The organism is uncultured Serinicoccus sp., from assembly GCF_947500995.1.
Taxonomy (GTDB): Bacteria; Actinomycetota; Actinomycetes; order Actinomycetales; family Dermatophilaceae; genus Ornithinicoccus.
The window spans coordinates 26,708-48,552 of record NZ_CANMUA010000013.1 but is presented as its reverse complement, the minus strand read 5'-3'; the positions used below and the strand labels follow the sequence as shown (position 1 = coordinate 48,552).

19 protein-coding genes are annotated in these 21,845 nt (G+C 73.1%); 6 read left to right on the top strand and 13 right to left on the bottom strand.

Going from position 1 to position 21,845, the window contains the following annotated elements; translation table 11 throughout:
- From Q0967_RS16880 to Q0967_RS16860, 5 genes are all read right to left on the bottom strand, one after another.
- Positions 1–843 carry an RNA methyltransferase gene (locus tag Q0967_RS16880; RefSeq protein ID WP_298752801.1) on the bottom strand — a complete coding sequence of 281 codons (843 nt, stop codon included), beginning with the start codon at positions 841–843 and terminating at the stop codon, positions 1–3.
- A gap of 31 nt (positions 844–874) precedes the next feature.
- The gene (gene rplT, locus Q0967_RS16875) at positions 875–1,261 is read right to left on the bottom strand and encodes a 50S ribosomal protein L20 (protein ID WP_298752799.1); all 387 of its coding nucleotides are present in this window, start codon (positions 1,259–1,261) and stop codon (positions 875–877) included.
- Between the two features lie 55 nt (positions 1,262–1,316).
- Positions 1,317–1,511: a 50S ribosomal protein L35 gene (gene rpmI / locus Q0967_RS16870; RefSeq protein ID WP_058892344.1), complete on the bottom strand. Its 195-nt coding sequence runs from the start codon at positions 1,509–1,511 to the stop codon at positions 1,317–1,319.
- Between the two features lie 105 nt (positions 1,512–1,616).
- Positions 1,617–2,231 carry a translation initiation factor IF-3 gene (infC, locus tag Q0967_RS16865; protein WP_298752818.1) on the bottom strand — a complete coding sequence of 205 codons (615 nt, stop codon included), beginning with the start codon at positions 2,229–2,231 and terminating at the stop codon, positions 1,617–1,619.
- Between the two features lie 324 nt (positions 2,232–2,555).
- Positions 2,556–6,929, bottom strand: coding sequence for a S8 family serine peptidase (locus Q0967_RS16860; protein WP_298752797.1), 4,374 nt, complete (start codon positions 6,927–6,929; stop codon positions 2,556–2,558).
- Positions 6,930–7,212: 283 nt separating this feature from the next.
- Between Q0967_RS16860 and Q0967_RS16855 the strand changes: the two genes are divergently transcribed.
- A complete protein-coding gene (locus tag Q0967_RS16855; protein ID WP_298752795.1) occupies positions 7,213–7,692 on the top strand; it encodes a Fur family transcriptional regulator in 480 nt (159 codons plus the stop codon).
- Complete coding sequence (locus tag Q0967_RS16850; RefSeq protein ID WP_298752793.1) at positions 7,689–9,257, top strand: catalase; 1,569 nt, start codon at positions 7,689–7,691, stop codon at positions 9,255–9,257. Before Q0967_RS16855 ends, Q0967_RS16850 begins: the two co-directional genes overlap by 4 nt.
- Positions 9,258–9,372: 115 nt before the next feature.
- Here the strand turns inward: Q0967_RS16850 and Q0967_RS16845 are convergent, their stop codons facing one another.
- From Q0967_RS16845 to Q0967_RS16820, 6 genes are read right to left on the bottom strand one after another with little or no spacing between them, the layout of a single operon-like run.
- Positions 9,373–10,131 (bottom strand): SseB family protein, encoded by a 759-nt coding sequence (locus tag Q0967_RS16845; RefSeq protein WP_298752792.1) that lies wholly within the window; start codon positions 10,129–10,131, stop codon positions 9,373–9,375.
- A complete protein-coding gene (locus tag Q0967_RS16840; RefSeq protein WP_298752789.1) occupies positions 10,128–10,835 on the bottom strand; it encodes a HisA/HisF-related TIM barrel protein in 708 nt (235 codons plus the stop codon). Before Q0967_RS16840 ends, Q0967_RS16845 begins: the two co-directional genes overlap by 4 nt.
- Complete coding sequence (locus tag Q0967_RS16835; RefSeq protein WP_298752787.1) at positions 10,832–11,476, bottom strand: hypothetical protein; 645 nt, start codon at positions 11,474–11,476, stop codon at positions 10,832–10,834. The genes Q0967_RS16840 and Q0967_RS16835 overlap by 4 nt, the downstream gene beginning before the upstream one ends.
- A 10-nt stretch (positions 11,477–11,486) precedes the next feature.
- Positions 11,487–14,771 carry a bifunctional [glutamine synthetase] adenylyltransferase/[glutamine synthetase]-adenylyl-L-tyrosine phosphorylase gene (locus Q0967_RS16830; protein WP_298752785.1) on the bottom strand — a complete coding sequence of 1,095 codons (3,285 nt, stop codon included), beginning with the start codon at positions 14,769–14,771 and terminating at the stop codon, positions 11,487–11,489.
- Between the two features lie 14 nt (positions 14,772–14,785).
- Positions 14,786–16,114 carry a glutamine synthetase family protein gene (locus Q0967_RS16825; protein ID WP_298752783.1) on the bottom strand — a complete coding sequence of 443 codons (1,329 nt, stop codon included), beginning with the start codon at positions 16,112–16,114 and terminating at the stop codon, positions 14,786–14,788.
- Between the two features lie 4 nt (positions 16,115–16,118).
- Positions 16,119–16,466, bottom strand: coding sequence for an MGMT family protein (locus Q0967_RS16820; protein WP_298752781.1), 348 nt, complete (start codon positions 16,464–16,466; stop codon positions 16,119–16,121).
- A 57-nt stretch (positions 16,467–16,523) separates the two neighbouring features.
- On the opposite strand from Q0967_RS16820, the gene Q0967_RS16815 reads away from it, so the two are divergent.
- Complete coding sequence (locus tag Q0967_RS16815) at positions 16,524–17,525, top strand: TIGR03557 family F420-dependent LLM class oxidoreductase (RefSeq protein WP_298752779.1); 1,002 nt, start codon at positions 16,524–16,526, stop codon at positions 17,523–17,525.
- Between the two features lie 39 nt (positions 17,526–17,564).
- Here Q0967_RS16815 and Q0967_RS16810 read toward each other — a convergent pair whose 3' ends face one another.
- Positions 17,565–17,774 carry a methionine aminopeptidase gene (locus Q0967_RS16810; RefSeq protein WP_298752777.1) on the bottom strand — a complete coding sequence of 70 codons (210 nt, stop codon included), beginning with the start codon at positions 17,772–17,774 and terminating at the stop codon, positions 17,565–17,567.
- A 66-nt stretch (positions 17,775–17,840) separates the two neighbouring features.
- Here Q0967_RS16810 and map point away from each other — a divergent pair, with 66 nt between their 5' ends.
- Both map and ppgK read left to right on the top strand, forming a co-directional pair.
- Positions 17,841–18,701 carry a type I methionyl aminopeptidase gene (map, locus tag Q0967_RS16805; RefSeq protein WP_298752775.1) on the top strand — a complete coding sequence of 287 codons (861 nt, stop codon included), beginning with the start codon at positions 17,841–17,843 and terminating at the stop codon, positions 18,699–18,701.
- A 76-nt stretch (positions 18,702–18,777) separates the two neighbouring features.
- Complete coding sequence (ppgK, locus tag Q0967_RS16800) at positions 18,778–19,539, top strand: polyphosphate--glucose phosphotransferase (protein ID WP_298752772.1); 762 nt, start codon at positions 18,778–18,780, stop codon at positions 19,537–19,539.
- Between the two features lie 69 nt (positions 19,540–19,608).
- Here the strand turns inward: ppgK and Q0967_RS16795 are convergent, their stop codons facing one another.
- Positions 19,609–21,066: a GuaB1 family IMP dehydrogenase-related protein gene (locus Q0967_RS16795; protein WP_298752770.1), complete on the bottom strand. Its 1,458-nt coding sequence runs from the start codon at positions 21,064–21,066 to the stop codon at positions 19,609–19,611.
- A gap of 38 nt (positions 21,067–21,104) precedes the next feature.
- Between Q0967_RS16795 and Q0967_RS16790 the strand changes: the two genes are divergently transcribed.
- A complete protein-coding gene (locus Q0967_RS16790) occupies positions 21,105–21,788 on the top strand; it encodes an MBL fold metallo-hydrolase (protein WP_298752768.1) in 684 nt (227 codons plus the stop codon).
- The last annotated feature ends 57 nt before the right edge of the window (positions 21,789–21,845 follow it).

Here is a 21,845-nt window from a genome sequence, read left to right as displayed (position 1 = left end):
CTAGGTGGGCGCCGTGCGCCCCCACGACCGGGTTTCCCCGGCGGCCGCAGAGGCGTGCAGGCAGACCGTCGCGGCCATCGCGAGGTTCAGCGACTCGGCCCGCTCGATGGGGATCGAGACACCGACGTCGCACGAGGCGAGCACCTCGGCGGGCATCCCCCAGGCCTCGTTGCCGAGGACCCACGCGTGCGGCCCGCCCAGGTCGGCGTCCGGGAGCCGGACCTCCCCGGCTCCGTCGGCGGCGAGCAGCCGGATCCCGCGCGCCCGGCACGCGTCCAGCAGCTCCCCCACCGGTGTCCCCACACTGACCGGCAGGTGGAAGAGCGCCCCGACGGTGGAGCGCACGACCTTGGGATGGTGCACGTCCACGGAGGCGGCGCTCACGAGCACCGCCGCGGCACCGAAGGCGCTCGCCCCCCGCAGCACGGTGCCCGCGTTGCCGGGGTCACGCACGTGCGTGAGCACGACGGCGAAGTCCCCGGGCCCCACGGCGTCCAGCGCCTGGTCGAGGGGCACGTCGACCTGCTCGGCGACGGCCAGCACCCCCTGCGGCGAGCCGGTGTCGGCCATCGCCGCCAGCACCTCCTCGGTGCACGTCCAGGTCGGCACGTCCTCGCGCCGTGCCGCGTCGAGGATCTCGGTATGCCGCTCGCCCGCCGCCGCGGTGACGTAGAGCGCACGGGCGTGCCCCGCGGCATACCCGAGCAGCTCGCGCACGGCCTGCGGGCCCTCGACGAGGAACCGGCACGACCGCGTGCGGGCAGCACGACGCCCCAGTGCCGAGACCTCCCGGACCCGTTCGCTGCGAGCGTTGCTCAGCAGCGGACGGTCGGAGGCGCTCATGCGCTGGGGCGTCGGTGCGTCGTTCGGCGGCTCAGGCCGCGGACTCCGCCGCGGTGCCGACGGCCGGCACGTTGGCGCGGGAGAGCTCGACGAGCGCGGCGAAGGCCGTCTCGTCGTGGACGGCGAGCTCGGCCAGCATGCGGCGGTCGACCTCGACACCGGCGGCCTTGAGGCCCTGGATGAACCGGTTGTAGGTCATGCCGTGGGCGCGGGCGCCGGCGTTGATGCGCTGGATCCAGAGGCGACGGAAGTCACCCTTGCGGGCGCGCCGGTCGTTGTAGCTGTAGACCAGGCTGTGGGTGACCTGCTCCTTGGCCTTGCGGTAGAGCCGGCTGCGCTGCCCGCGGTAACCGCTGGCGCGCTCCAGGACGACCCGGCGCTTCTTGTGGGCGTTGACCGCCCGCTTCACGCGTGCCACGTGAGTACTCCTTGACTAGTGCTTCAGGGGGTGGGTTCGAGGGGAAGGCGCCCGGTCAGAGACCGAGCATCTTCTTGACCTTGCGGACGTCGCTGGGCGCGACCTCCTTGTCGTTGACCAGCCGGCGCGCGGCCTGGCTGCTGCGCTCCTGGAACTTGTGCACGTGGCGCGCGCGCTGGTGCATGAGCTTGCCGGAACCCGTCACGCGGAACCGCTTCTTGGCGCCGCTGTGGGTCTTCATCTTCGGCATGAGCCGATCTCCTTCGTCGTCATCGTCTCGCCCGGGGTGCCGGGCGTGGTTCTGTGGGGTGTGCCGGTGGTCGCGGGCCCGAGCCGTGCGCTCGTGCCCGCAGGCTCACTGGGCGTCGCCGGCGAGGGCCGCCCCGTCGTCCGCCGGGCCGGTGGGCTGCTCACCCTGGGCGCGCTCGGCGTCCCGACGCTTGGCCTGCCGCACCTGGGCCTTCTTGGCGGTCGGACCGAGCACCATGACCATGTTGCGGCCGTCCTGCTTGGGCGCGCTCTCGACGTGACCCAGCTCGACGACGTCCTCGGCCAGCCGCTGCAGCAGCCGGAAGCCCAGCTCGGGGCGGGACTGCTCGCGGCCACGGAACATGATGGTCACCTTGACCTTGTCGCCCGCCTTGAGGAAGCGCACGACGTGGCCCTTCTTGGTGCCGTAGTCGTGGTCGTCGATCTTCGGCCGGAGCTTGATCTCCTTGATGACCGTGTTGACCTGGTTCTTGCGGGCTTCCCTGGCCTTCATGGCGGCTTCGTACTTGTACTTGCCGTAGTCCATGAGCTTGGCGACCGGAGGGCGCGCCATCGGGGCGACCTCGACCAGGTCGAGGTCGGCCTCGGCCGCCAGCCGCAGCGCGTCCTCGACGCGCACGATGCCGACCTGTTCCCCGTTGGGGCCCACCAACCGCACTTCCGGGACCCGGATGCGGTCGTTGATGCGAGGCTCGCTGATGTGCCTGCTCCTTCGTCGTCGTGTCGTGACGACCCCGGGCACCAGAAAGGCCTCCTGGCACCGGGTGCGCAAGAGGCCGACGGAGACGCTGCCCGCGACGGATCGCGAGGACGTCTCACCCGCCCGGTGCGGACACCGTGCGGGACCGGGACCCGGCGACCTGGACGGTCGACGCGGGTGGAGGCGGGGGCCTCTCTTGCACGTCGGGCGCGCGAACGCCCGACTGGTCACTCCCCAGGGTAGCAGACGGAGGCGGCCCGCCCCGAGCACTGTCGGGACGGGCCGCCTGGTAGGAGGGCTGCTGACCTGACGGTCAGCCTCCCGTCAGCACCCGATCTTGCGGAGGGCGAAGTCCTCCGTCACGATCCGGCCCCGCGGTACCCGCACGTCGTCGACCGTCGGACGGTACCCGTCCTTGGCGACGATGGTCTGGTACCGACCCGTGATCACCCAGGAGGCGTAGGACCCGTCGTCCTCGGTGATGAGGCTGTAGCCGGGGTCGTCACCCTTGTTGGGGGTGAGGTCCACGACGGCGCCTCCGAGGCCGACCCGTGAGGTGTCGCACTCGATGCCCTCGACCGTGCCCTGCATCTTGCCCCAGTTGCGCGGCGGCGTGACATGCATCGTCACGTCGATCGGCTCGAGGTCCTGCGGGGTGCTGGTCCGGATACCGATACCGGCGGTGTAGTCCCCCGGCTGGGCGACGGTGGCGTCGGTGGTGACGGTGACCCGCACCCGCTCACCCGGCTCGAGGGTGAACTCCATCGGGTCCACGGTCAGCCAGTCGACGTCCGCGGCGCTCGACCCGCAGTCGTCGTAGCCGGGCAGCTGCTCGGCCACGTCGATCGGGGTGAAGCCGCCGGTGGAGCCACCGACCTTGGCGATGCCGCAGGCCATGCCACCGCGGTACACCGCGGCGCTGCTGGCCGGGATCTCCGACCACTCACCGGACGCACCGTCGAGCGCGAAGCTCGCGTTGGTGACGGCGCCACCCTGGACCCCACCGTTGACGACCAGCTGGCCGTTGGCGGCGGAGACCTGAGCGGCCCAGTGGTCGGCCGGCGCGTCGGGCAGCTCGGTCCAGCTGTCGCTGCCCGGGTCGTAGGCGTAGGTGTCGGCGATGCCGCCGGAGCCCGGGTTGCCACCCGAGCACAGCACCTGACCGTCGACCCCGCCGCAGACGACGAACGCGGCCGCGACCGGGTAGTCGGCGAGCTGCTGCCAGCTGTCGTCGGCCGCGTCGTAGGCCATCACCGTGTCGCTCATCGGGGTGCAGTCGGCCGTCGTGCAGCCACCCACCGAGTAGAGCATCCCGTCCAGGACCGCGGTCCCGGCGGCCGACCGGGCCTCCGGGGCCGGCGCCGCCGACGACCAGGAGTCGGAACCGGGGTCGTAGGTGTGGGTGGCGCTCGACACGCCGCCGTCCACCCAGCCACCCGTGACCACGATCCGGCCGTCGACCGCACCGGCGGTGATCGCCGAGGCCGGCTCGGGCAGCGCTGCCGACTCGACCCACTCCATCGCGGCGGGGTCGTAGCGGTTGACGTCGGCGAAGGCCGCCGAGCCGGTCGTGCCGCCCAGCGTGTACCAGTCGCCGTCGAGGTTCACCACGCGGTTGTCCATGGCCACCCGCGGGTAGTTGCCCAGCGGGGTCCACGGGTCGGCGGCCACGCGGACGGGGTCGGCCGCACCGGTGCTGCCGAACCTTCCGGTGGCCCCGGCGGCCAGCGAGGTCTCCACGTCGAGCGTGACGACCTCACCCTCGTCTCCCTCGTAGGCCGCACCCATGCGCTCGGTGGAGCCGTCGACGCGCAGGATCTCGAACCCGCCGGCCTGCTCGGTCATGGTCACCTCGGCGGCGCCGGACCCGGTGTTGTTCACCCAGAAACGGTGGTTCCGCGTGGACCCGAGCGGCTGGTAGACCTCGATCTCGCTCTCGTCCACGACGACGAAGCCGGAGCCGAGGACGAAGTCCGCGCGCACCGCGTCGGACGCGGCGACGGTGACGTCCTGCGTGGTGGAGGCGAAGCCGCGGGCCGATGCCTCGAAGGGGTGCGTCCCCGGGGAGGCCGAGAACAGCCAGTAGAAGCCGTCGTCCAGGTTGTCGTCCGACGGGGTCGCCATCGTGGTGCCGGACTCCTCCGGCGCGTCCACGTTGGTGACGGTCGCGCCGACGACACCCTCGCCGTCCTCCTCGCCGTAGACGTTGCCGACCACGTAGCCGCCCTCGCCGGTGGGCGAGCAGGCCCGGTTGCCCAGGAAGACGTCGTCGACCTGCCACCACCAGGCGTAGGAGGCCTGGTGGTAGTGGAAGGCCACCTTGACGTCGGACTCGCCTGCCGCGTCGGGCAGCTGCACGACCTGCTCCATGGGCCCGCGGACGGAGTTGTCCTGGCTCAGGACGGTCGTCCAGGTCTCGCCACCGTCGGTGCTGAGCTCGACGTCGGCCAGGTCCGCGCCCAGGGCGTAGAAGTCCTGCTGGAAGCCGACGACGGGCTCGGACAGGTCGCTCATGTCGACGGACGGGCTGACGAGGTAGGTGTCCTGGCTGCCGCCCGACCCGTAGAAGTCGGAGTCGACGACCGCGAAGCCGCCCTCACCACCGGTGAGGTTGCCGCGCTCACCCGGGTCGTCGAACCGCCAGACCTCACCTGTCCCTGCCTCGTCGACGACCTCCCAGCCCTCGGGCGCGGATGCCCCGTCGAAGCTCTCGGTCACGCCGTCGACGTCGTAGGCGTACCCGGGGGCGGTGCACGTCGCGGCGTCGACCGGGACGGAGACGTCGAGTCCCTCGCCTCCGGCGGAGGCCTCGACCGTCGTGGAGAGGTATCCGGGGTACTGCACCTGCACCGTGAGCTCGAAGGTCTCGCCCTCGGGCAGGTCCAGCGAGAACTCACCGGTCTCGGGGTCGGTGTAGGCCGCCGCGGGGGTCCCCTCGGCGCTCACCCGCGCGTAGAGCGGGAAGCCGTAGCCGGAGCCGTCGGTGACGGTGCCCGTCACGGTCCCGCTCGGGACCGGCTCGAGCGCCGCGTCGACGGTGGTCGTCCCACCCGGCTCGACGGTGGCGCTCGCGGTCTCGGTGGCATACCCGAACGTGCTCATCGTGAGGTCGTAGTCGCCCGAGGACAGGGTCGCCGAGTACTCGCCCGCCTCACCGGTGAGCAGCTCGCGCTCGGTGCCGCCCTCGATGACGACGGAGGCGTCGGCGAGCGGGTCGCCGCTGCTGGCGTCCGTGACGGTGCCCTCCAGCGTGCCGGCGTCCCCGATGGGCGAGGAGGTCACCAGCTCGAGGGCGTCCAGCCGGCCCTCGCCGAAGACGTTGTTGTCCTCGGCGGTGCCGCCGCACTGCAGGTCCTCGGTGTCGATCGCCGTGCCGTTGAGCAGGTTGCGCGTGCCCTCGACATCACCGATCAGGGCCGGTGCGCCGGACCACGCCAGCGCCACCGCGCCCGCGACGTGCGGGCTGGCCATCGAGGTGCCGCTGTACACGGCATACCCGTTGCCGGGGACGGAGGAGCGCACCGCGCTGCCGGGGGCCGAGATGTTGGGCTTGATCTCCCCGTCCTGGCCCGCGCCGCGACCGGAGGTCCCGGAGATGGTGTGGTTGATGTTGTAGTTGCCGACGCTGTAGGCCACGATGCGGCTGCCCGGTGAGCCGGAGCTCTCGCAGGAGGGGCCGGAGTTGCCGTTGGCGAAGACGCCGAACTGGCCGCTGGCCGCCCACGCCTCGATGATGTCCTCCATGAAGGGGGCGTTCGAGGGGGCGGTGGTGCCCCAGCTGTTGTTGATGATGTGCGGGCGCTTCGAGACGTCCGGGTTCTCGCCCTCGAGGTCGGTGGGCTCGAGCATCCACTCGCCGGAGGCGATGAGCGCCGCGTCGCTGGGGCAGCAGCCGTTGGCGGCGATCCACGTGGCGCCGGGGGCGACGCCCACCTGGTTGTCGCCACCGTCGTCGCCGACCATGGTGCCGGTCACGTGGGTGCCGTGCCCGTCGCCGTCCGCCGGGGCGTCGGGCGAGGTGCCGGCGGCGTCGAACCAGTTGTAGTCGTGGTCGAAGGTGCCGTCGCCGTTGTTGCCCCGGTAAGAGTTCACCAGCGCCGGGTGGTCGTACTGCGCACCCGAGTCGATCGTGGCGACGACGACGCCCTCTCCGCGGATGCCGAGGTCGTTCCACACCTCGGGAGCGTTGACGTCGTCGACCCCCCACTCGACGGCGGCCGGCGCCATCTGCGGCTCCTCCACCTTGAGGGGCGGCAGCTCGATCTCCATCGGGGCGTAGATGCCCTCGACGCCCTGCTCGGACGCCATCGACGTCACCAGGTCGAGGTCGGCGGCGTCGACGCGGATCGAGTTGGTCGCCCAGAAGCTGCGGTACTCCACCCCCGCGTCGTCCAGATCCTGGCGCAGGTCGGCCTGGCTCTGCGTCGCGGATGCCTGCAACGCATCAGCGACCGCCTGGCCCCGCTTGTCCCAGTCGGTGATCGAGGCGAACTGCTGCAGGTCGGGCCGGTCGCCGAAGCGGACCCAGACGTCCGAGCGCCCCTGGCTCTCCAGCGCGGCGTCCACCGCCGCCTCGATCTTCTCGTCGGGACCGGCGGCCACCGACGTCGCGGACGCCGGCAGCGTGGCGGCGCCCGGGACGAGCAAGGCGCCGGTGGCCAGGGTGGCCCACCAGCGCCGTGGGGATGATGAGTGCATCAACTGCCCTACTTTCTTCAACGGTACGTTCGTCGACGCGGCAGGTCTGCCACCGTCGTCCAGCAGTCCCGACAGGGCCGCGACGCGGCCTACCACCATCCCCGGATCCACCCATGGTCTGCCGAGGACGGACGCCCCGGCTCGTCGTCGACACTATGGAGGCGGTTTCACAGGGCGCAACGAACTTGACGATCTTCATACCGAACCTTTGCCCCTCGCTGACCAGGGGCGCCGGGCGCCACCCCAACTTGAGTCGTTCAAGTTTTCGTGATCGGGTGGGGGTATGACCCCGTCACCCGCCTTCGCCGACACCCTGCGGGGCGTCGGTCTGCGGGTCACACCTTCTCGCCTGGCCGTCCTCGACACCCTCCACCGTCACCCCCATCTCGAGGCGACGGACGTGGTGCGGCTCACCCGGGCCCAGCACCGGGGCGTGTCCGTCCAGGGCGTGTACGACGTGCTGCGCGTCCTCGCCTCCGCGCGGTTGGTGCGCCGGATCCAGCCGGCGCACGCGGTGGCGCGCTACGAGCTGGACCTCGGGGACAACCACCACCACGTCGTCTGCCGCGACTGCGAGGTGCTCGTGGACGTGCCCTGCGTGGTCGGGTCGGCTCCCTGCGTCGACACGGCCGGCGCGAGCGCCGCGGGGTTCGCGGTCGACGAGGCCGAGGTCATCTACTGGGGCCTGTGCCCCGCGTGTCGCGACCGCGCGACCCACCAGACCACCGATGTCCCATCCACCCATCCCAAGGAGCAGGTATGACCTACCCCGGATACGTGAACGCCGAGCACTCCGGCCAGGGCCCCGAGCCCACCGGAGGAACCACGTCGAACGGCGCGCCCCACGACTCCGACCGCAACAGCCTCTCGGTCGGGCCGAACGGCCCGCTCATGCTGCACGACGTCAGCCTCGTCGAGGCGCTGGCGCACTTCGACCGGGAGAAGGTCCCGGAGCGCCTGCCCCACGCCAAGGGCTCCGGCGCCTTCGGCACGTTCGAGACCACCGAGGACGTCTCGGCCTACACCAAGGCCGGCATCTTCCAGCAGGGGGCCTCCAGCGAGGTCATCACCCGCTTCTCCACCGTCGCCGGTGAGCAGGGGTCGCCCGACACCTGGCGGGACGTGCGCGGCTTCTCGGTGCGGCTCTACACCGACGAGGGCAACCTGGACATCGTCGGCAACAACACCCCCATCTTCTTCGTGCGGGACCCGCTGAAGTTCCCGAACTTCATCCGGTCCCAGCGCCGCACCCCGGACAGCGGGCTGCGCGACCCCAACATGCAGTGGGACTTCTGGACCGCCAACCCCGAGTCCTCGCACCAGGTGAGCTACCTCATGGGCGACCGTGGGCTGCCGAGGACGTGGCGCGAGATGAACGGCTACTCCTCGCACACCTACATGTGGGTCAACGAGCAGGGGGAGCGCTTCTGGGTGAAGTACCACTGGCACAGCGACCAGGGTGTCCACAACATCAGCAACGAGGAGGCGGACCGGCTCGCCGGCTCCGACGCCGACTACCACCGGCGCGACCTCTTCGAGGCGATCGACCGCGGCGACCACCCCAGTTGGACCCTGTCGGTGCAGGTCATGCCGTACGACGAGGCCAAGACCTACCGCTACAACCCGTTCGACCTGACCAAGGTGTGGCCCCACTCGGACTACCCGCTCGTCAAGGTGGGCAGGATGACGCTGAACCGCAACCCGGAGAACTGGTTCGCCCAGATCGAGCAGGTCGCCTTCTCGCCGTCCAACCAGGTGGTCGGCACCGGCGTCTCCCCCGACAAGATGCTGCTGGCGCGCGTGTTCTCCTACCCGGACGCCCAGCGGCACCGCATCGGTGCCAACTTCACCCACCTGCCGGTGAACCAGCCCAAGGTCCAGGTCAACACCTACCAGTTCGACGGACCGATGGCCTACCTGCACTCGGGGAGCCAGCCCACCTACGTCACCAACTCCTACGGTCGCCCGTGGTCGGACCGGACCGGCCCCGTGGAGAACGGCTGGGAGGCCGACGGCGAGCTGGTCCGCCAGGCCTACGACCTGCGCGAGGACGACAGCGACACCGGGCAGGCCGCCCTGCTGGTGGGCGAGGTCTACGACGACGCCCAGCGCGAGCGCCTGGCCCAGACGGTCGGCGGCATGATGGGCGCGTGCGACCCGATGATCCGGGAGCGCGTCTACGAGTACTGGCGGAACATCCACCAGGGCGTGGGTGAGCGCATCGAGCAGATCGCCACCGAGGCCGAGGTCAGGGAGAGCGACGGCGGCACGCCGCAGGTCGAGTCCCTGGGCGAGGCCCGGGAGGATCTGGTCGGCAGCCACCGCTGAGACGGCGGCGCGCCGACGCCGCAGATCGACCGGAGCGCCCCACCGCCGCACCGCGGCCGGTGGGGCGCTCCCGTGTGCCGGGCTCCTTCGAGGTGGTGCGTCGGCCGGCCTCTGCTCAGGCGGTGCGCAGGCGGAACGCGACCGCGTCGATGCGCTCGCGCACCTCGGGCTCCAGCCCGATCCCCCGGCCGAGCCGTGCCACGACGCCCTCCAGCTCGGGTCCGGTGAGCCCCGGCCGCAGGGCGAGCGTCACGACCAGCTCGCCCCCCTCCCCGCCGAGGTCGTGCCCCCGCACGGCGTCCTCCTGCGCCACCGCTGCCGCCACGGCGCGCGCGACGTGCTCGTCGCGGTGCGCCGGAGCCCAGGACCGCCCGGTCGCGAGCGCGCGCACCATGCTCCCGGTGAGCGTCCAGGCGGCCGGGCCCGGTCGGGCTGGGAGGTCCAGCGGTACCACCTCGCAGCCCTCCTGCAGCGCGGCCCGGGCGGCTCGCTGCGCCGTCACCGGCACCGGACGGGCGCGGGGGTCCCAGGCGGTGAGCGCCCGCGTGCTGGTGAAGGCCGGCAGCGCGCGCTGACCGTCCGGCGCGACCAGGGTGACCGAGGCCATGTCGCTGCGCGCGTCGACGGGGGTGCCCGAGCTGTCGTCGACCTCGGCGGCCACCGCGACGATCGGCACGACCAGCCGCGCCCGGGCGACGGCGGCCACCACGTCGGTCGCCTCGGCGTCGCCGCCGCCGAGCAGCCCCGCCAGGACCGCGTCCGCCTCCCCGGTGTCGCCGTCGAAGCCGGTACCGGTCAGGGTGCGGCCGGCCCACGGCACGCCGCCGGTGTCGGCGCCGTCCTGCGGCCGGTGCTGGGAGAAGCGGCCGGTCACCGGCAGGCCTCCAGGGCCTCGTGCAGGGTGAACGCACCCTCGTGCAGCGCTGCTCCCAGCACCACCTCGTCCACGTCCGGGCAGTCGCGCAGCGCCCGCAGGTCGGCCAGGCCGGCGACCCCTCCGGAGGCGGTCACCGCCGAGCCCACGAGCCGGGCGACCGAGCTGAAGAGCGCCACGTCGGCCCCCGTCCTCCGGCCGTCGCGGGACGCGTCGGCCACCAGCACGCGCACCCTGCCCTCGCGCAGGACCGCGTGCCTGGCGACGACCTCGGAGACCGGGCCCAGCCGCACCGTCGTCCCCCGGGCGACGACGTCGCCGTCGCGCACGTCGATCGCGACGACCAGGCGCTCCCCCAGCCGGCGCGCCGCCTCCTCGACGAGGGCGGGGTCGGCCAGGGCCGAGCTGGCGAGGACCACGCGGACGGCGCGGGTGCTCTCCGCCCAGGACAGGTCCTCCGGCCCGGCGATGCCGCCGGAGAGCTGCACCGGGACGGGCAGCTCCTCGACCAGACCCGCCATGAGCTCGGGGTCGCCACCTCGGCCGAAGGCGTGGTCCAGGTCGACGAGGTGGAGGAGCCGAGCACCCTCGCGCACGAGGGACAGGGCCACCTCCGACGGACGAGCCCCGGCGTCACCGGGGACCTGGGCCGCCCGACCGGCCGCCACGTCCACCGCCGGGAGGAGGGTCAGGCCACGGGTCACGACAGCACGCCCAGCTCTCGGCGCAGGCGGACGGAGTCGCGGACGGCGTCCTGGAACCACCCGACCTGCTGAGGGTCGGGCTCGCTGCGGACCGCACCCGGGAGCGCGTCCGCGTGGGCGGGGTCCTCCACCAGGCGGGTGCCGGGCAGACCGAGGGTGGCCATGACGGCCTGCAGCATGCGGGCCGGGCGCACCCGGGTCTCGTGCAGCAGGTCCACGAGCTCGTCCCGCACGGCCGGGGCGGCGCCCGCCAGACCGACGATCTCCGCAGGTCCGGCGAGGTCCAGGCCCGGCGGTCGCAACAGGCCCTTCTCCGGCTCCCACACCACCCAGCGGACCCGACGGCGCCGCCCCGGCTGGTGCAGCGTCACCAGGGCGCGCCCGTCCACCTCGAAGAACCCGAGTCCCGGTGCGGCCTTGGCGGACAGCGCCCGGCAGGCGCTGAGCAGCCCACCGTCCTCGTAGGGCGGCCCGGCACGGGAGGGGCCGCGGGTGACCACGGCCACCCAGCCCTGCAGCGGGACCACGGTGACCGGGACGATGCTGGCGCCCACCCAGGCATCGACCTCGTGCCGCGGGCCGGACGCGAGGACGAGCCCCTGGGAGCGTCCGGACGTCGTCACATCGTCGGGTCGGCTCACCCGGCACATCCTACGGACCGGCGGGGCCGGGTCCGTCCTCGCCACGGCGACCGCGGGGGGACCGCCCGAACGGGTCGCGGCGGGGCGGGGGGAAGTGGCCGGCGTCGCGCGGCGGCGAGGCCACGCGAGGGCGGCCGAAGCCGTCGGTGCGCCGGTCCCGGGACGGCGCGTCCGGCCGGGTCCGGGTGGGCGAGCCGACGGCACGCCCCGGGGACTCCCCCTCGGCGCCCGGCCGCGGTGGCCTGTTGCCGTAGAGCAGGCGCTCCACCACCTCGCGGGCGTGCCGGGCGGTCCGCCTCCAGTCCTGGGCCAGGGACGCGCCGCTGCCCGGGCCCCGCCGCATGACCCGGGACATGCCCTCCGCGTCGCGCAGGTGGCTGGGCACGCTGTCGACCGGACGTCCCCGCCACACGATGCCGGCGTCGCGCAGCTGGGAGGCGACGCACCAGGCCTGGACCAACGGCACCTGGTCCTGGTCCGAGAGCAGCCCCGCCTCGCCCGCCGCACGGAGCGCCTCGATGGTGCTGGTCGTCCGGAGGCCGGGATGGTCGTGGGCGTGCTGCAGCTGCAGCAGCTGGGCCACCCACTCCACGTCCGACAGCCCGCCCATGCCCAGCTTGAGGTGGGTCCGGGGGTCCGCGCCGCGGGGCAGCCGCTCGGCCTCCATGCGGGCCTTGAGCTTGCGGATCTCCCGGACCGCGGCGTCGTCGATCCCTCCGTCCGGCCACCGCAGGGGACGGACCATCTCGGCGAAGGCCTCCCCGAGACCGGCATCCCCGGCCACGGGGCGCGCCCGCAGCAGGGCCTGGGACTCCCAGCCGGCCGACCAGCGCTCGTAGTAGCTGCGGTACCCCTCCAGGCTGCGCACGAGCGGTCCGGCCTTGCCCTCGGGGCGCAGGCCGGCGTCCAGCTCGAGGACCGGGTCGGGGCCGGGACCGGTGAGACCCTTGCGCAGCTCGGTGACGATCTCGACCGCCTGCTCCGCCGCCAGCTCCGCCGATGCCTCCGGGAGCGGCTCGTAGACGAACATGACGTCCGCGTCGCTGGCGTAGCCGACCTCACGGCCACCGAGGCGCCCCATCCCGACGAGGAGCAGCGCCGCGGCGGCCTCCTCCCCCCGGCGGGCCAGCACCCGGCGGGTCGCCACCCCGAGCGCCCCCTCGAGGTAGGCGTCGGTGAGGTCGCTGAGGGCCTGGCGCACCAGCGGCCCCTCCCAGCCGGCCGCCAGGTCGCCCAGCACGATCCGCACCAGCTCCCTGGCCCGCACCGAGCGGACGGAGGCGAAGGCCTCCCCGGCGCTCTCCTGCCGGGTCGCGGCGGCGGTCATCCGGGCCACCAGGGCGTCCTTGTCGGGCGCCACCAGCTCCGCCTCGTCCCCGAGCAGGGCCACCGTCTCCGGGCTCCGGATGAGCAGGTCCACGGCATACCGGCTGGAGGAGAGCACCCGGGCCAGCCGCTGGGCGGCGCTGCCCTCGTCGCGCAGCATCCCGAGGTACCAGTGGGTGGTGCCGAGCGCGTCGCTGATCCGGCGGAAGGCCAGCAGCCCGGCGTCGGGGTCGGCCCCGTCGGCGAACCAGGACAGCATGACCGGGAGCAGGTGTCGCTGGATCGTGGCCCGGCGGCTCACGCCCTCGGTCAGCGCCTCCAGGTGGCGCATCGCGCCGGCCGGGTCGCGGAAGCCGAGCGCGGCCAGCCGCGCGCGGGCCGCCTCGGGCGAGAGCCGCGCCTCGTCGGACGACAGCCGCGCCACCGCCGACAGCAGCGGACGGTAGAACAGCCGCTCGTGGAGACGCCGGACCTCGCGGCGTACCCCCTTCCAGCGCTGCAGGACCGCCCGGTCGGCGTCCCCGCGCTCCCCCAGGGAGCGCCCGAGACGCCGCAGGTCGGCCTCCCCCGTCGGCATGAGATGGGTGCGCTTCATCCGGTGCAGCTGCACGCGGTGCTCCAGGCACCGCAGCAGCCGGTATGCCTCGTCCAGCGCCTGGGCGTCCTCCCGCCCCACGTAGCCCCCGTCGCGCAGGGCGGCCAGCGCCTCCAGCGTGGTCCGGGAGCGGAGGGCGGGGTCGGCCCGGCCGTGCACGAGCTGCAGGAGCTGCACGCTGAACTCGATGTCGCGCAACCCACCCGGTCCCAGCTTGATCTGCCGGTCGACCTCGTCGCGGCGGACGTGCTGCTCGACCCGGCGGCGCATCGACTGCACCTCGTCGACGAAGTTCCCCCGGCCCGCCGCCTCCCACACCATGGGCTCGACGAGCTCGAGCCAGCGTCGGCCGAGGTCCCCGTCGCCGGCGACGACCCGGGCCTTGAGCAGCGCCTGGAACTCCCAGGTCTTGGCCCACCGCTGGTAGTACTCGCGGTGCGAGTCCAGGGAGCGCACGAGCGGACCGTTCTTGCCCTCAGGCCGCAGCGCGGCGTCCACCTGCCAGAGGGCGCCCTCGGACGTGGACTCCCCGCAGATGCGCATCACCGCCGTGGCCAGCCGACCCCCGACCGCGAGCGCCGCGGACTCCTGGGCGCCGGACCGTGGGGCGGCCAGGAAGATGACGTCGACATCGGAGATGTAGTTGAGCTCGCGGCCCCCGGTCTTGCCCATGGCGACGACGGTCAGGGCGCAGGTCTGCTCGTCCTCGACCTCGGCCCTGGCCAGCAGCAGCGCGCCCTCCAGCGCGGCCGACGCGAGGTCGGCGAGGGCCCCGCCGACCGCCGGCAGGAGGGTGACCGGCTCCGGCGAGGTGAGGTCGGCGGTCGCGACCCGCAGCAGCTGGCACCGGTAGGCGACCCGCAGGGCGTCCATCCCGGCGCGTCCCTGCTGCCCGCGCACCGCCTCGACGATGCTCCACGGCTCCGGGGAGAGCCCCTCCGCGACGTCGCTCACGTGCTCGGGGTGCCGCAGGAGGGTCTCGCCCAGCGCGACCGAGCCGCCCAGCAGGGACAGCAGCCGGCGGCGCGGCTCCCCGCCGGCCCGCACGACGGGCAGCGTGACCTCGTCGCAGCGCCGTCCGTCCGCCCCGGTCGACCGCGGGTCGAGCAGGCGCACCAGCAGCAGCAGGGCGGCGTCCGGGTCGGCGCTCGCCCCCAGGTCCGCGAGCAGCCCCGCGACGTCCATCTCCGGCTCGTCGCCGGCATCGCCGAGCCGGCCGAGCACCTCCTCCAGCAGCCGGCCGGCCCGCCCGCTGTCCTGGAAGCCACCGCGGGCGAGCCGACCGGCCCCGAGCTGCGTGCCGCCGGGACGGTTCCCGCTGCGGGGTCGCCCGTCGACGGCGGCGTCCGGCCGGGTGCTGTCCGGTGGTGGCACGGCATACCCTCCGGTCACAGGTGGAGCAGGTAGCGGTCCAGCTCGAACTGCGTGACCTGGGAGCGGTAGTCGCCCCACTCCTGCCACTTGTTGCGCAGGTAGAAGTCGAAGACCTGCTCGCCGAGCACCTCGGCCGCCAGCTCCGAGCCCTCCATCACCGCGACCGCCTCGCCGAGGCTCTGCGGCAGCGGGTCGATGCCCATGGCCCGCCGCTCGGCGTCGGTGAGCACCCAGACGTCGTCCTCGGCCTCCGGCGGCAGGTCGTAGCCCTCCTTGATCCCCCGCAGGCCGGAGGCCAGCACGAGGGCGTAGGTGAGGTAGGGGTTGCAGGCCGCGTCGATCGAGCGCACCTCGACCCGTCGGGAGTGACCGCGACCGACGGAGTACATCGGGACGCGGGCCAGGGCGGAGCGGTTGTTGTGCCCCCAGCAGACGTGGGCAGGGGCCTCCCCGCCGCCCCACAGGCGCTTGTAGGAGTTGACCCACTGGTTGGTCACGGCGCAGATCTCCCGGCTGTGCGCCAGGACCCCCGCCATGAAGCGGCGACCGGTCTGGGAGAGCTCGTAGTCGGCGCCCGGCTCGTAGAACGCGTTGCTGTCGCCCTCGAAGAGGGAGACGTGGGTGTGCATGCCCGACCCGGGGTGCTGGGCGAGCGGCTTGGGCATGAAGGTCGCGAACGCCTTCTCGTGCAGCGCCACCTCCCGCACCACCGTGCGGAAGGTCATGATGTTGTCCGCCATCGACAGGGCGTCGGCGTAGCGCAGGTCGATCTCCTGCTGGCCGGGTCCGCCCTCGTGGTGGCTGAACTCCACGGAGATGCCCATCTGCTCGAGCATCTCGATCGCCCCGCGCCGGAAGTCGTGCCCGTCGCCGCGGGCGACGTGGTCGAAGTAGCCCGCCTGGTCCACCGGGACCGGGCCGAGGGTGCGGTCGTAGGGCTCCTTGAAGAGGTAGAACTCGATCTCGGGGTGGGTGTAGAAGGTGAACCCCTGCTCGCCGGCCCGGTCCAGGGTCCGCCGGAGGATGTTGCGCGAGTCGGTCGCCGCCGGCGTGCCGTCGGGCATGTTGATGTCGCAGAACATCCGGGCCGTACGGTCGCGCCAGGGCAGCACCTGGAAGGTGTCGGCGTCGGGCTGGACGATCATGTCGGCCTCGTAGACCCGGGTGAAGCCCTCGATGACGCTGCCGTCGATGCCGATGCCCTCGGTGAAGGCCTGCTCCAGCTCGGCCGGGGCGACGGCCACCGACTTCAGGGTGCCCATGAGGTCGGTGAACCAGAGCCGGACGAACCGGATGTCCCTCTCCTCGATGGTGCGGAGGACATACTCCTGCTGGCGGTTCATGACCTCATCCTGCCCCATCGGCGAGGTCCGCCGTGGCCCGGGCGTAGTCCCGGGCGAGGGCGCTCAGGTCGGCCCGGTAGTCCGTGATGCGGCACCCCAGACCGTTGGGCTTGACCCGGATCCCCTCCTCGTCCCAGTGCGGCCGCGCCCGGGCGAGCAGGTCGGCGTGGAAGTCGCCCGCGTGGCTGGTCACCCGCCACCAGGTGACGTTGTCGCCCCAGTGCCGCAGGATGGAGCCGACCTGGCGGGGGCCGATGCCCACGAGCGCGGCGAGGTCGCCGTAGCTCACCACCCGTCCGGGCGGCACCTGCTCGACCGCGCGCAGCACCCGCTCGACCAGCACCTCGTCCACCCGGGGCACGCTACCGGGGCGCTGCGGGCGCCGGGGACGAGGCATACGCTGAGCAGCATGAGCGAACTCACGGTCGGGTATGCCGCGATGCTGGAGCAGTTCCACCCCTCCGAGGCGGTGGCGCTCACCGCCGCGGCCGAGGAGCACGGCTTCTCCGGGTGCATGGCCGCCGACCACTTCGCGCCGTGGGTGCCCTCGCAGGGGCAGTCCGCCTTCGTCTGGAACGTCCTCACCGCGGTCGGTGAGCGCACCACCGGCGACCTCGGCCCCGGCGTGGTCTGCCCCAGCTTCCGCTGGCACCCGGCCGTCGTCGCGCAGGCCGCCGCCACCCTGGAGGCGATGTATGCCGGGCGCACCTGGCTCGGGGTGGGCGCGGGCGAGGCGCTCAACGAGCACGTGCTCGGCGGCTACTGGCCGGAGGCCGGCGAGCGCTCGCGCCGGATGTTCGAGGCCGTCGACCTCATCACGCAGCTCTTCCGGGCGTCCCTGGAAGGCAAGGACACGAAGTTCGCCGGCGAGTTCTTCCGGATGGAGACCACCCGGCTGTGGACCATGCCGGACGAGGCGCCGCCGATCCTCGTCGCGACCGCGGGCCCGGTCAACGCGAGGAAGACCGGCCGGCACGCGGACGGCATCATCACCGTCGGCGCCCCGCCGGAGAAGATCGAGATGCTGCTGGGGAAGTTCGCCGACGGGGCCCGGGAGGTGGGCAAGGACCCCGACACCATGCCCAAGGTCCTGCAGCTGCACCTGTCGTGGGCCCCGACCGACGAGGAGGCGCTGGACAACGCGGTGCGCGAGTGGCCCAACGGGGGGATGAAGTTCGGCAAGGCCGACATCCGCTCACCGCACGACTTCGCCGCGATGGCCCAGCTCGTGCGACCGGAGGACTTCGAGGGCCGGATGGTCATCTCCTCCGACCCGGACGTGCACCGTCAGCACATCCAGAGCCTGCTCGACCTCGGCTTCGACCGGGTCTACCTGCACAACGTCGGGCGCAACCAGCAGGAGTGGCTCGAGGTGTTCGGCCGCGAGGTGCTGCCGCAGCTGCACCGCTGAGCCCGCCCTCTCCCCCGACGCCGGCTGCGGCCGCCCGGGTCAGCCCTGGTCGTTGAACGGGTTGTTGTCCCAGTTGTCGTCCTCGCGCTCCTCCTCGTCCCAGCGCTCGGTCTTCTCCCGGGCGATCTCGAGCGCGCGCGCGGCCTCGCCCTCGCTGGCGTAGGGGCCGAGCAGGTCGGCGCTGCGGGCCCGCTCGTCGTCCACCTCGGACTCCACCTGGCCGCTCTTGGTGTTGTACCAGTACTGCATCGCTCGCCTCCACGTGCTCTCGACGGCATGCCTCCGGCGGGAGGCACGGCACCTACGATGGACCCTATGCCCACCCTCGCCCCGATCGCCCCCGGACGTGTCAGCCCCCGCCTGCCGGTGCCCGCCTCGATCGACCGCCCGGAGTACGTCGACCGGCCGGCACCTGCGCCGTTCCGCGGCTCGGAGGTCAAGGACGCCGAGAGGATCGAGGCGATGCGGCACGCCGGGCGGCTGGCCGCGCAGGCGCTGGCGCTGTGCGGGGAGATGGTGCGTCCCGGGATGACGACGGACGCCATCGACCGGGCCGGCCACGAGTTCCTGCTCGACCACGGCGCCTACCCCTCGACCCTGGGCTACCGCGGGTTCCCGAAGTCGCTGTGCACCTCGGTCAACGAGGTCATCTGCCACGGCATCCCCGACGACCGGGAGCTGCGCGAGGGCGACATCTGCAACATCGACATCACGGCATACATCGGCGGGGTGCACGGCGACAACAACGCGACGTTCCTGTGCGGGGAGGTCGCCGAGGAGACCCGCCTGCTGGTCGAGCGGACGCAGGAGGCGTTGGCGCGCGCGATTCGCGCGGCGCGGCCGGGGCGCGAGATCAACGTCATCGGCCGGGTCATCGAGAGCTACGCGAGCCGGTTCGGCTACGGCGTGGTCCGGGACTACACCGGCCACGGTGTCGGCGAGGCCTTCCACTCCGGGCTGGTCATCCCCCACTACGACGCGGCCCCGGACTACGACACCCTCATCGAGCCCGGCATGACCTTCACCATCGAGCCGATGCTCAACCTCGGCACCCCCGAGTGGACCGAGTGGGAGGACGGCTGGACGATCCTCACCGCGGACGGCCGGCCCTCGGCGCAGTTCGAGCACACCCTGCTGATCACCGACGACGGCGCCGAGATCCTCACCCTCCCCTGACCGCGGCGCCGGTCCACGGACCGTGCCGACCCGAGGCACGGCATACTCGGTGGTCCGTCACCACGTGGGAGGAAGCATGGGCAAGAAGCACGACGTCCTCGGGATCGACATCGGGGGCAGCGGGATCAAGGGAGCACCGGTCGACCTCGAGGTCGGTGAGTTCGCCACCGACCGTCAGCGCATCCCCACCCCGGAGGAGTCGACGCCGGATGCTGTGGCGGAGGTGGTCGCCGAGATCGTCGAGAAGTTCGCCGGAGATCTCGACAAGCATGCCCCCCTCGGCATCACCGTGCCCGCCGTGGTCCACCACGGCACCGTCCGGACGGCCGCCAACATCGACCCGTCCTGGATCGGCACCGACGCCGACCACCTCTTCAGCAAGGCGGTGGGCCGCCGGGTGCACGTCATGAACGACGCCGACGCGGCCGGGGTCGCGGAGATGCACTACGGCGCCGGGCGCGGCAACGACGGCGTGGTCCTGCTCACCACCCTGGGCACCGGCATCGGCACCGCGCTCTTCATGGACGGCGAGCTGCTGCCCAACACCGAGCTGGGGCACCTCGAGCTGGACGGCCACGACGCCGAGACCCGCGCCGCCAGCAGCGCCCGGGAGGACGAGGACCTCTCCTGGGAGGAGTGGGCCGAGCGGCTGCAGCGCTACTACTCCCACGTCGAGGACCTGCTGTGGCCCGACCTCATCATCGTGGGCGGGGGCGTGTCGAAGAAGGCGGACAAGTACCTCCCGCTCCTGCACACGCGGGCCCCCATCGTGCCCGCCATGCTCAAGAACGACGCCGGCATCATCGGCGCCGCCTGGCAGGCCAAGCACCTGAGCTGACCCCGTCACGGGGTATGCCGCGCCCCGGCGCGACCGCCGACGTCCGGGTGCCCGCGGTGGCCCGCGGGCTCACCAGGAGGTGTGCCGGGGGCGCCCCTCGTCGTAGCCGGCGGCGCCCTGCAGGCCCACGACGGCGCGGGTGTGGAACTCCCCGATGGTGCGCGCGCCGGCGTAGGTGAAGGCCGAGCGCACCCCGGAGACGATCTGGTCGATGAGGTCCTCCACCCCGGGACGGGCCGGGTCGACGAACATGCGGCCCGAGGAGATGCCCTCCTCGAAGAGGGCGGCCCGGGCCCGGTCGAAGGCCGACATCTCCCGGGTGCGGTTGCGGACCGCGCGCGCGGACGCCATACCGAAGGACTCCTTGTAGAGCCGTCCGTCGGCGTCGCGGATGAGGTCGCCGGGCGACTCCAGCGTCCCGGCGAACCACGAGCCCACCATGACCGAGCCGGCGCCGGCCGCGAGGGCGAGGGCGACGTCCCGGGGGTACTTGACGCCGCCGTCGGCCCAGACGTGGGCGCCGACCTCGCGGGCCGCGTCGGCGCACTCGAGCACCGCGGAGAACTGCGGCCGGCCCACGCCGGTCATCATCCGGGTCGTGCACATCGCCCCGGGCCCGACCCCGACCTTGACGATGTCGGCCCCCGCCTCGACCAGCTCGAGGGTGCCGGTCCGGGAGACGACGTTGCCCGCCGCGATGGCCACCCGCACGCCGGTGGCGGCCTCGTGGTCGTCGCGCGCCCGGACCACGGCCGGGAGGACGTCGATCATCTTGTCCTGGTGACCGTGGGCGGTGTCGACGACGAGCACGTCCGCGCCGGCGTCCAGCAGCTCGGTCGCCCGCCCGGCGACGTCCCCGTTGATGCCCACGGCGGCCCCGACCCGCAGCCGGCCGGCGGCGTCCAGGGCGGGCGCGTAGATCCCGGACCGGACGATCCCGGTGCGGGTCAGCACGCCGGCCAGGTGCCCGTCGACGACCACGGGGGCCATCCCCGCGCGCGTCTCCTCCAGCAGGTCGAAGGCCGCGCGCGGCTCGACGCCCTCCTCGAGCACGACCCGCGGGGGCTGCATGACGTCCCGGACCGAGGAGAACCGGTCGACGCCCTCGGTGTCGGACTCCAGCACGATACCGACCGGGGAGCCGTCCTCGACGACGACCGCGGCCTGGTGCGCCCGCTTGGACATCACCGACAGCAGCTGGGCGACGGGGGCGCCGGGCTCGATGGTGATGGGCGTCTCGTAGAGCGGGTGGCTGTCCTTGACGGCCCCGATCGTCGCCCGCACCTGCGGCAGCGGGATGTCCTGCGGGAGCACCGCGATGCCACCCCGGCGGGCCACGGTCTCGGCCATGCGGCGTCCCGCGACCGCGGTCATGTTGGCGACCACGAGGGGCAGCGTGGTGCCCGTGCCGTCGGCGGTCGACAGGTCGACGTCCAGCCGCGAGGTCACCGACGACCGGGACGGGACCATGAAGACGTCGTTGTAGGTCAGGTCGTGCACCGGCTCGGTGCCGTTGAGGAACTCCACGAGGAGCAAGGCTACGTGCCCACCCCTAGGGTGACGGTATGCAGATCACCCACCTCGGACACGCCTGCCTCCTCGTCGAGGTCGCCGACCAGCGCATCCTGCTCGACCCCGGGGTGTTCTCCTCCGTGGAGGACGTCACCGGGCTCACCGCCGTCGTCGTGACCCACCAGCACCCCGACCACCTGGACCCCGAGCGCACCGCGCCCCTCCTGGCCGCGAACCCGCAGGCCCGGGTGCTCATGGAGGCACAGACCGCGCAGTCGGTCGCCGAGTCCGCGTATGCCGACCGCGTCGGGACGCTCTCGGCCGGCGAGTCCGTGGAGCTCGGCCCAGCCGACTCGCCGGGCCGGGTGACGCTGACCGGGGTCGGGGACAGGCACGCCGTCATCCACCCCTACGTGCCTCGGATCGGCAACACCGGCGTCGTGGTCCGGGCCGAGGGGGAGCCGGTGCTCTACCACCCCGGAGACGCGCTGGACGGCGATCCCGGGCCCGTCGACCTGCTCGGCGTGCCGGTGAGCGCGCCGTGGGGCAAGGTCGCCGAGGCCATCGCCTTCGTGCGGCGGATCGCCCCCGCCCAGGGCGTCGTCCCGATCCACGACGGGCTGCTCAACGACCGCGGCCGCGGGATGTACCTGCAGCACATCGGCGACTTCGGCGCGGACGGCGGGGTCGCGGTCCACGACCTGCGGGGTGCCGGGGCCACGACCTTCCCGCGCTAGCCCGCACCGGACGCGCGCTCAGCCCGCACCGGACGCGCGCTCAGCCCGCGCCGGATG

Bases quoted from the DNA above. Each gene is read 5' to 3' on its own strand.
- Q0967_RS16880 (WP_298752801.1), bottom strand. From the start codon at position 843: ATGAGCGCCTCCGACCGTCCGCTGCTGAGCAACGCTCGCAGCGAACGG.
- rpmI (WP_058892344.1), bottom strand. From the start codon at position 1,511: ATGCCGAAGATGAAGACCCACAGCGGCGCCAAGAAGCGGTTCCGCGTG.
- Q0967_RS16860 (WP_298752797.1), bottom strand. From the start codon at position 6,929: ATGCACTCATCATCCCCACGGCGCTGGTGGGCCACCCTGGCCACCGGC.
- Q0967_RS16855 (WP_298752795.1), top strand. From the start codon at position 7,213: ATGACCCCGTCACCCGCCTTCGCCGACACCCTGCGGGGCGTCGGTCTG.
- Q0967_RS16850 (WP_298752793.1), top strand. From the start codon at position 7,689: ATGACCTACCCCGGATACGTGAACGCCGAGCACTCCGGCCAGGGCCCC.
- Q0967_RS16825 (WP_298752783.1), bottom strand. From the start codon at position 16,114: ATGAACCGCCAGCAGGAGTATGTCCTCCGCACCATCGAGGAGAGGGAC.
- Q0967_RS16815 (WP_298752779.1), top strand. From the start codon at position 16,524: ATGAGCGAACTCACGGTCGGGTATGCCGCGATGCTGGAGCAGTTCCAC.
- Q0967_RS16810 (WP_298752777.1), bottom strand. From the start codon at position 17,774: ATGCAGTACTGGTACAACACCAAGAGCGGCCAGGTGGAGTCCGAGGTG.
- map (WP_298752775.1), top strand. From the start codon at position 17,841: ATGCCCACCCTCGCCCCGATCGCCCCCGGACGTGTCAGCCCCCGCCTG.
- ppgK (WP_298752772.1), top strand. From the start codon at position 18,778: ATGGGCAAGAAGCACGACGTCCTCGGGATCGACATCGGGGGCAGCGGG.
- Q0967_RS16790 (WP_298752768.1), top strand. From the start codon at position 21,105: ATGCAGATCACCCACCTCGGACACGCCTGCCTCCTCGTCGAGGTCGCC.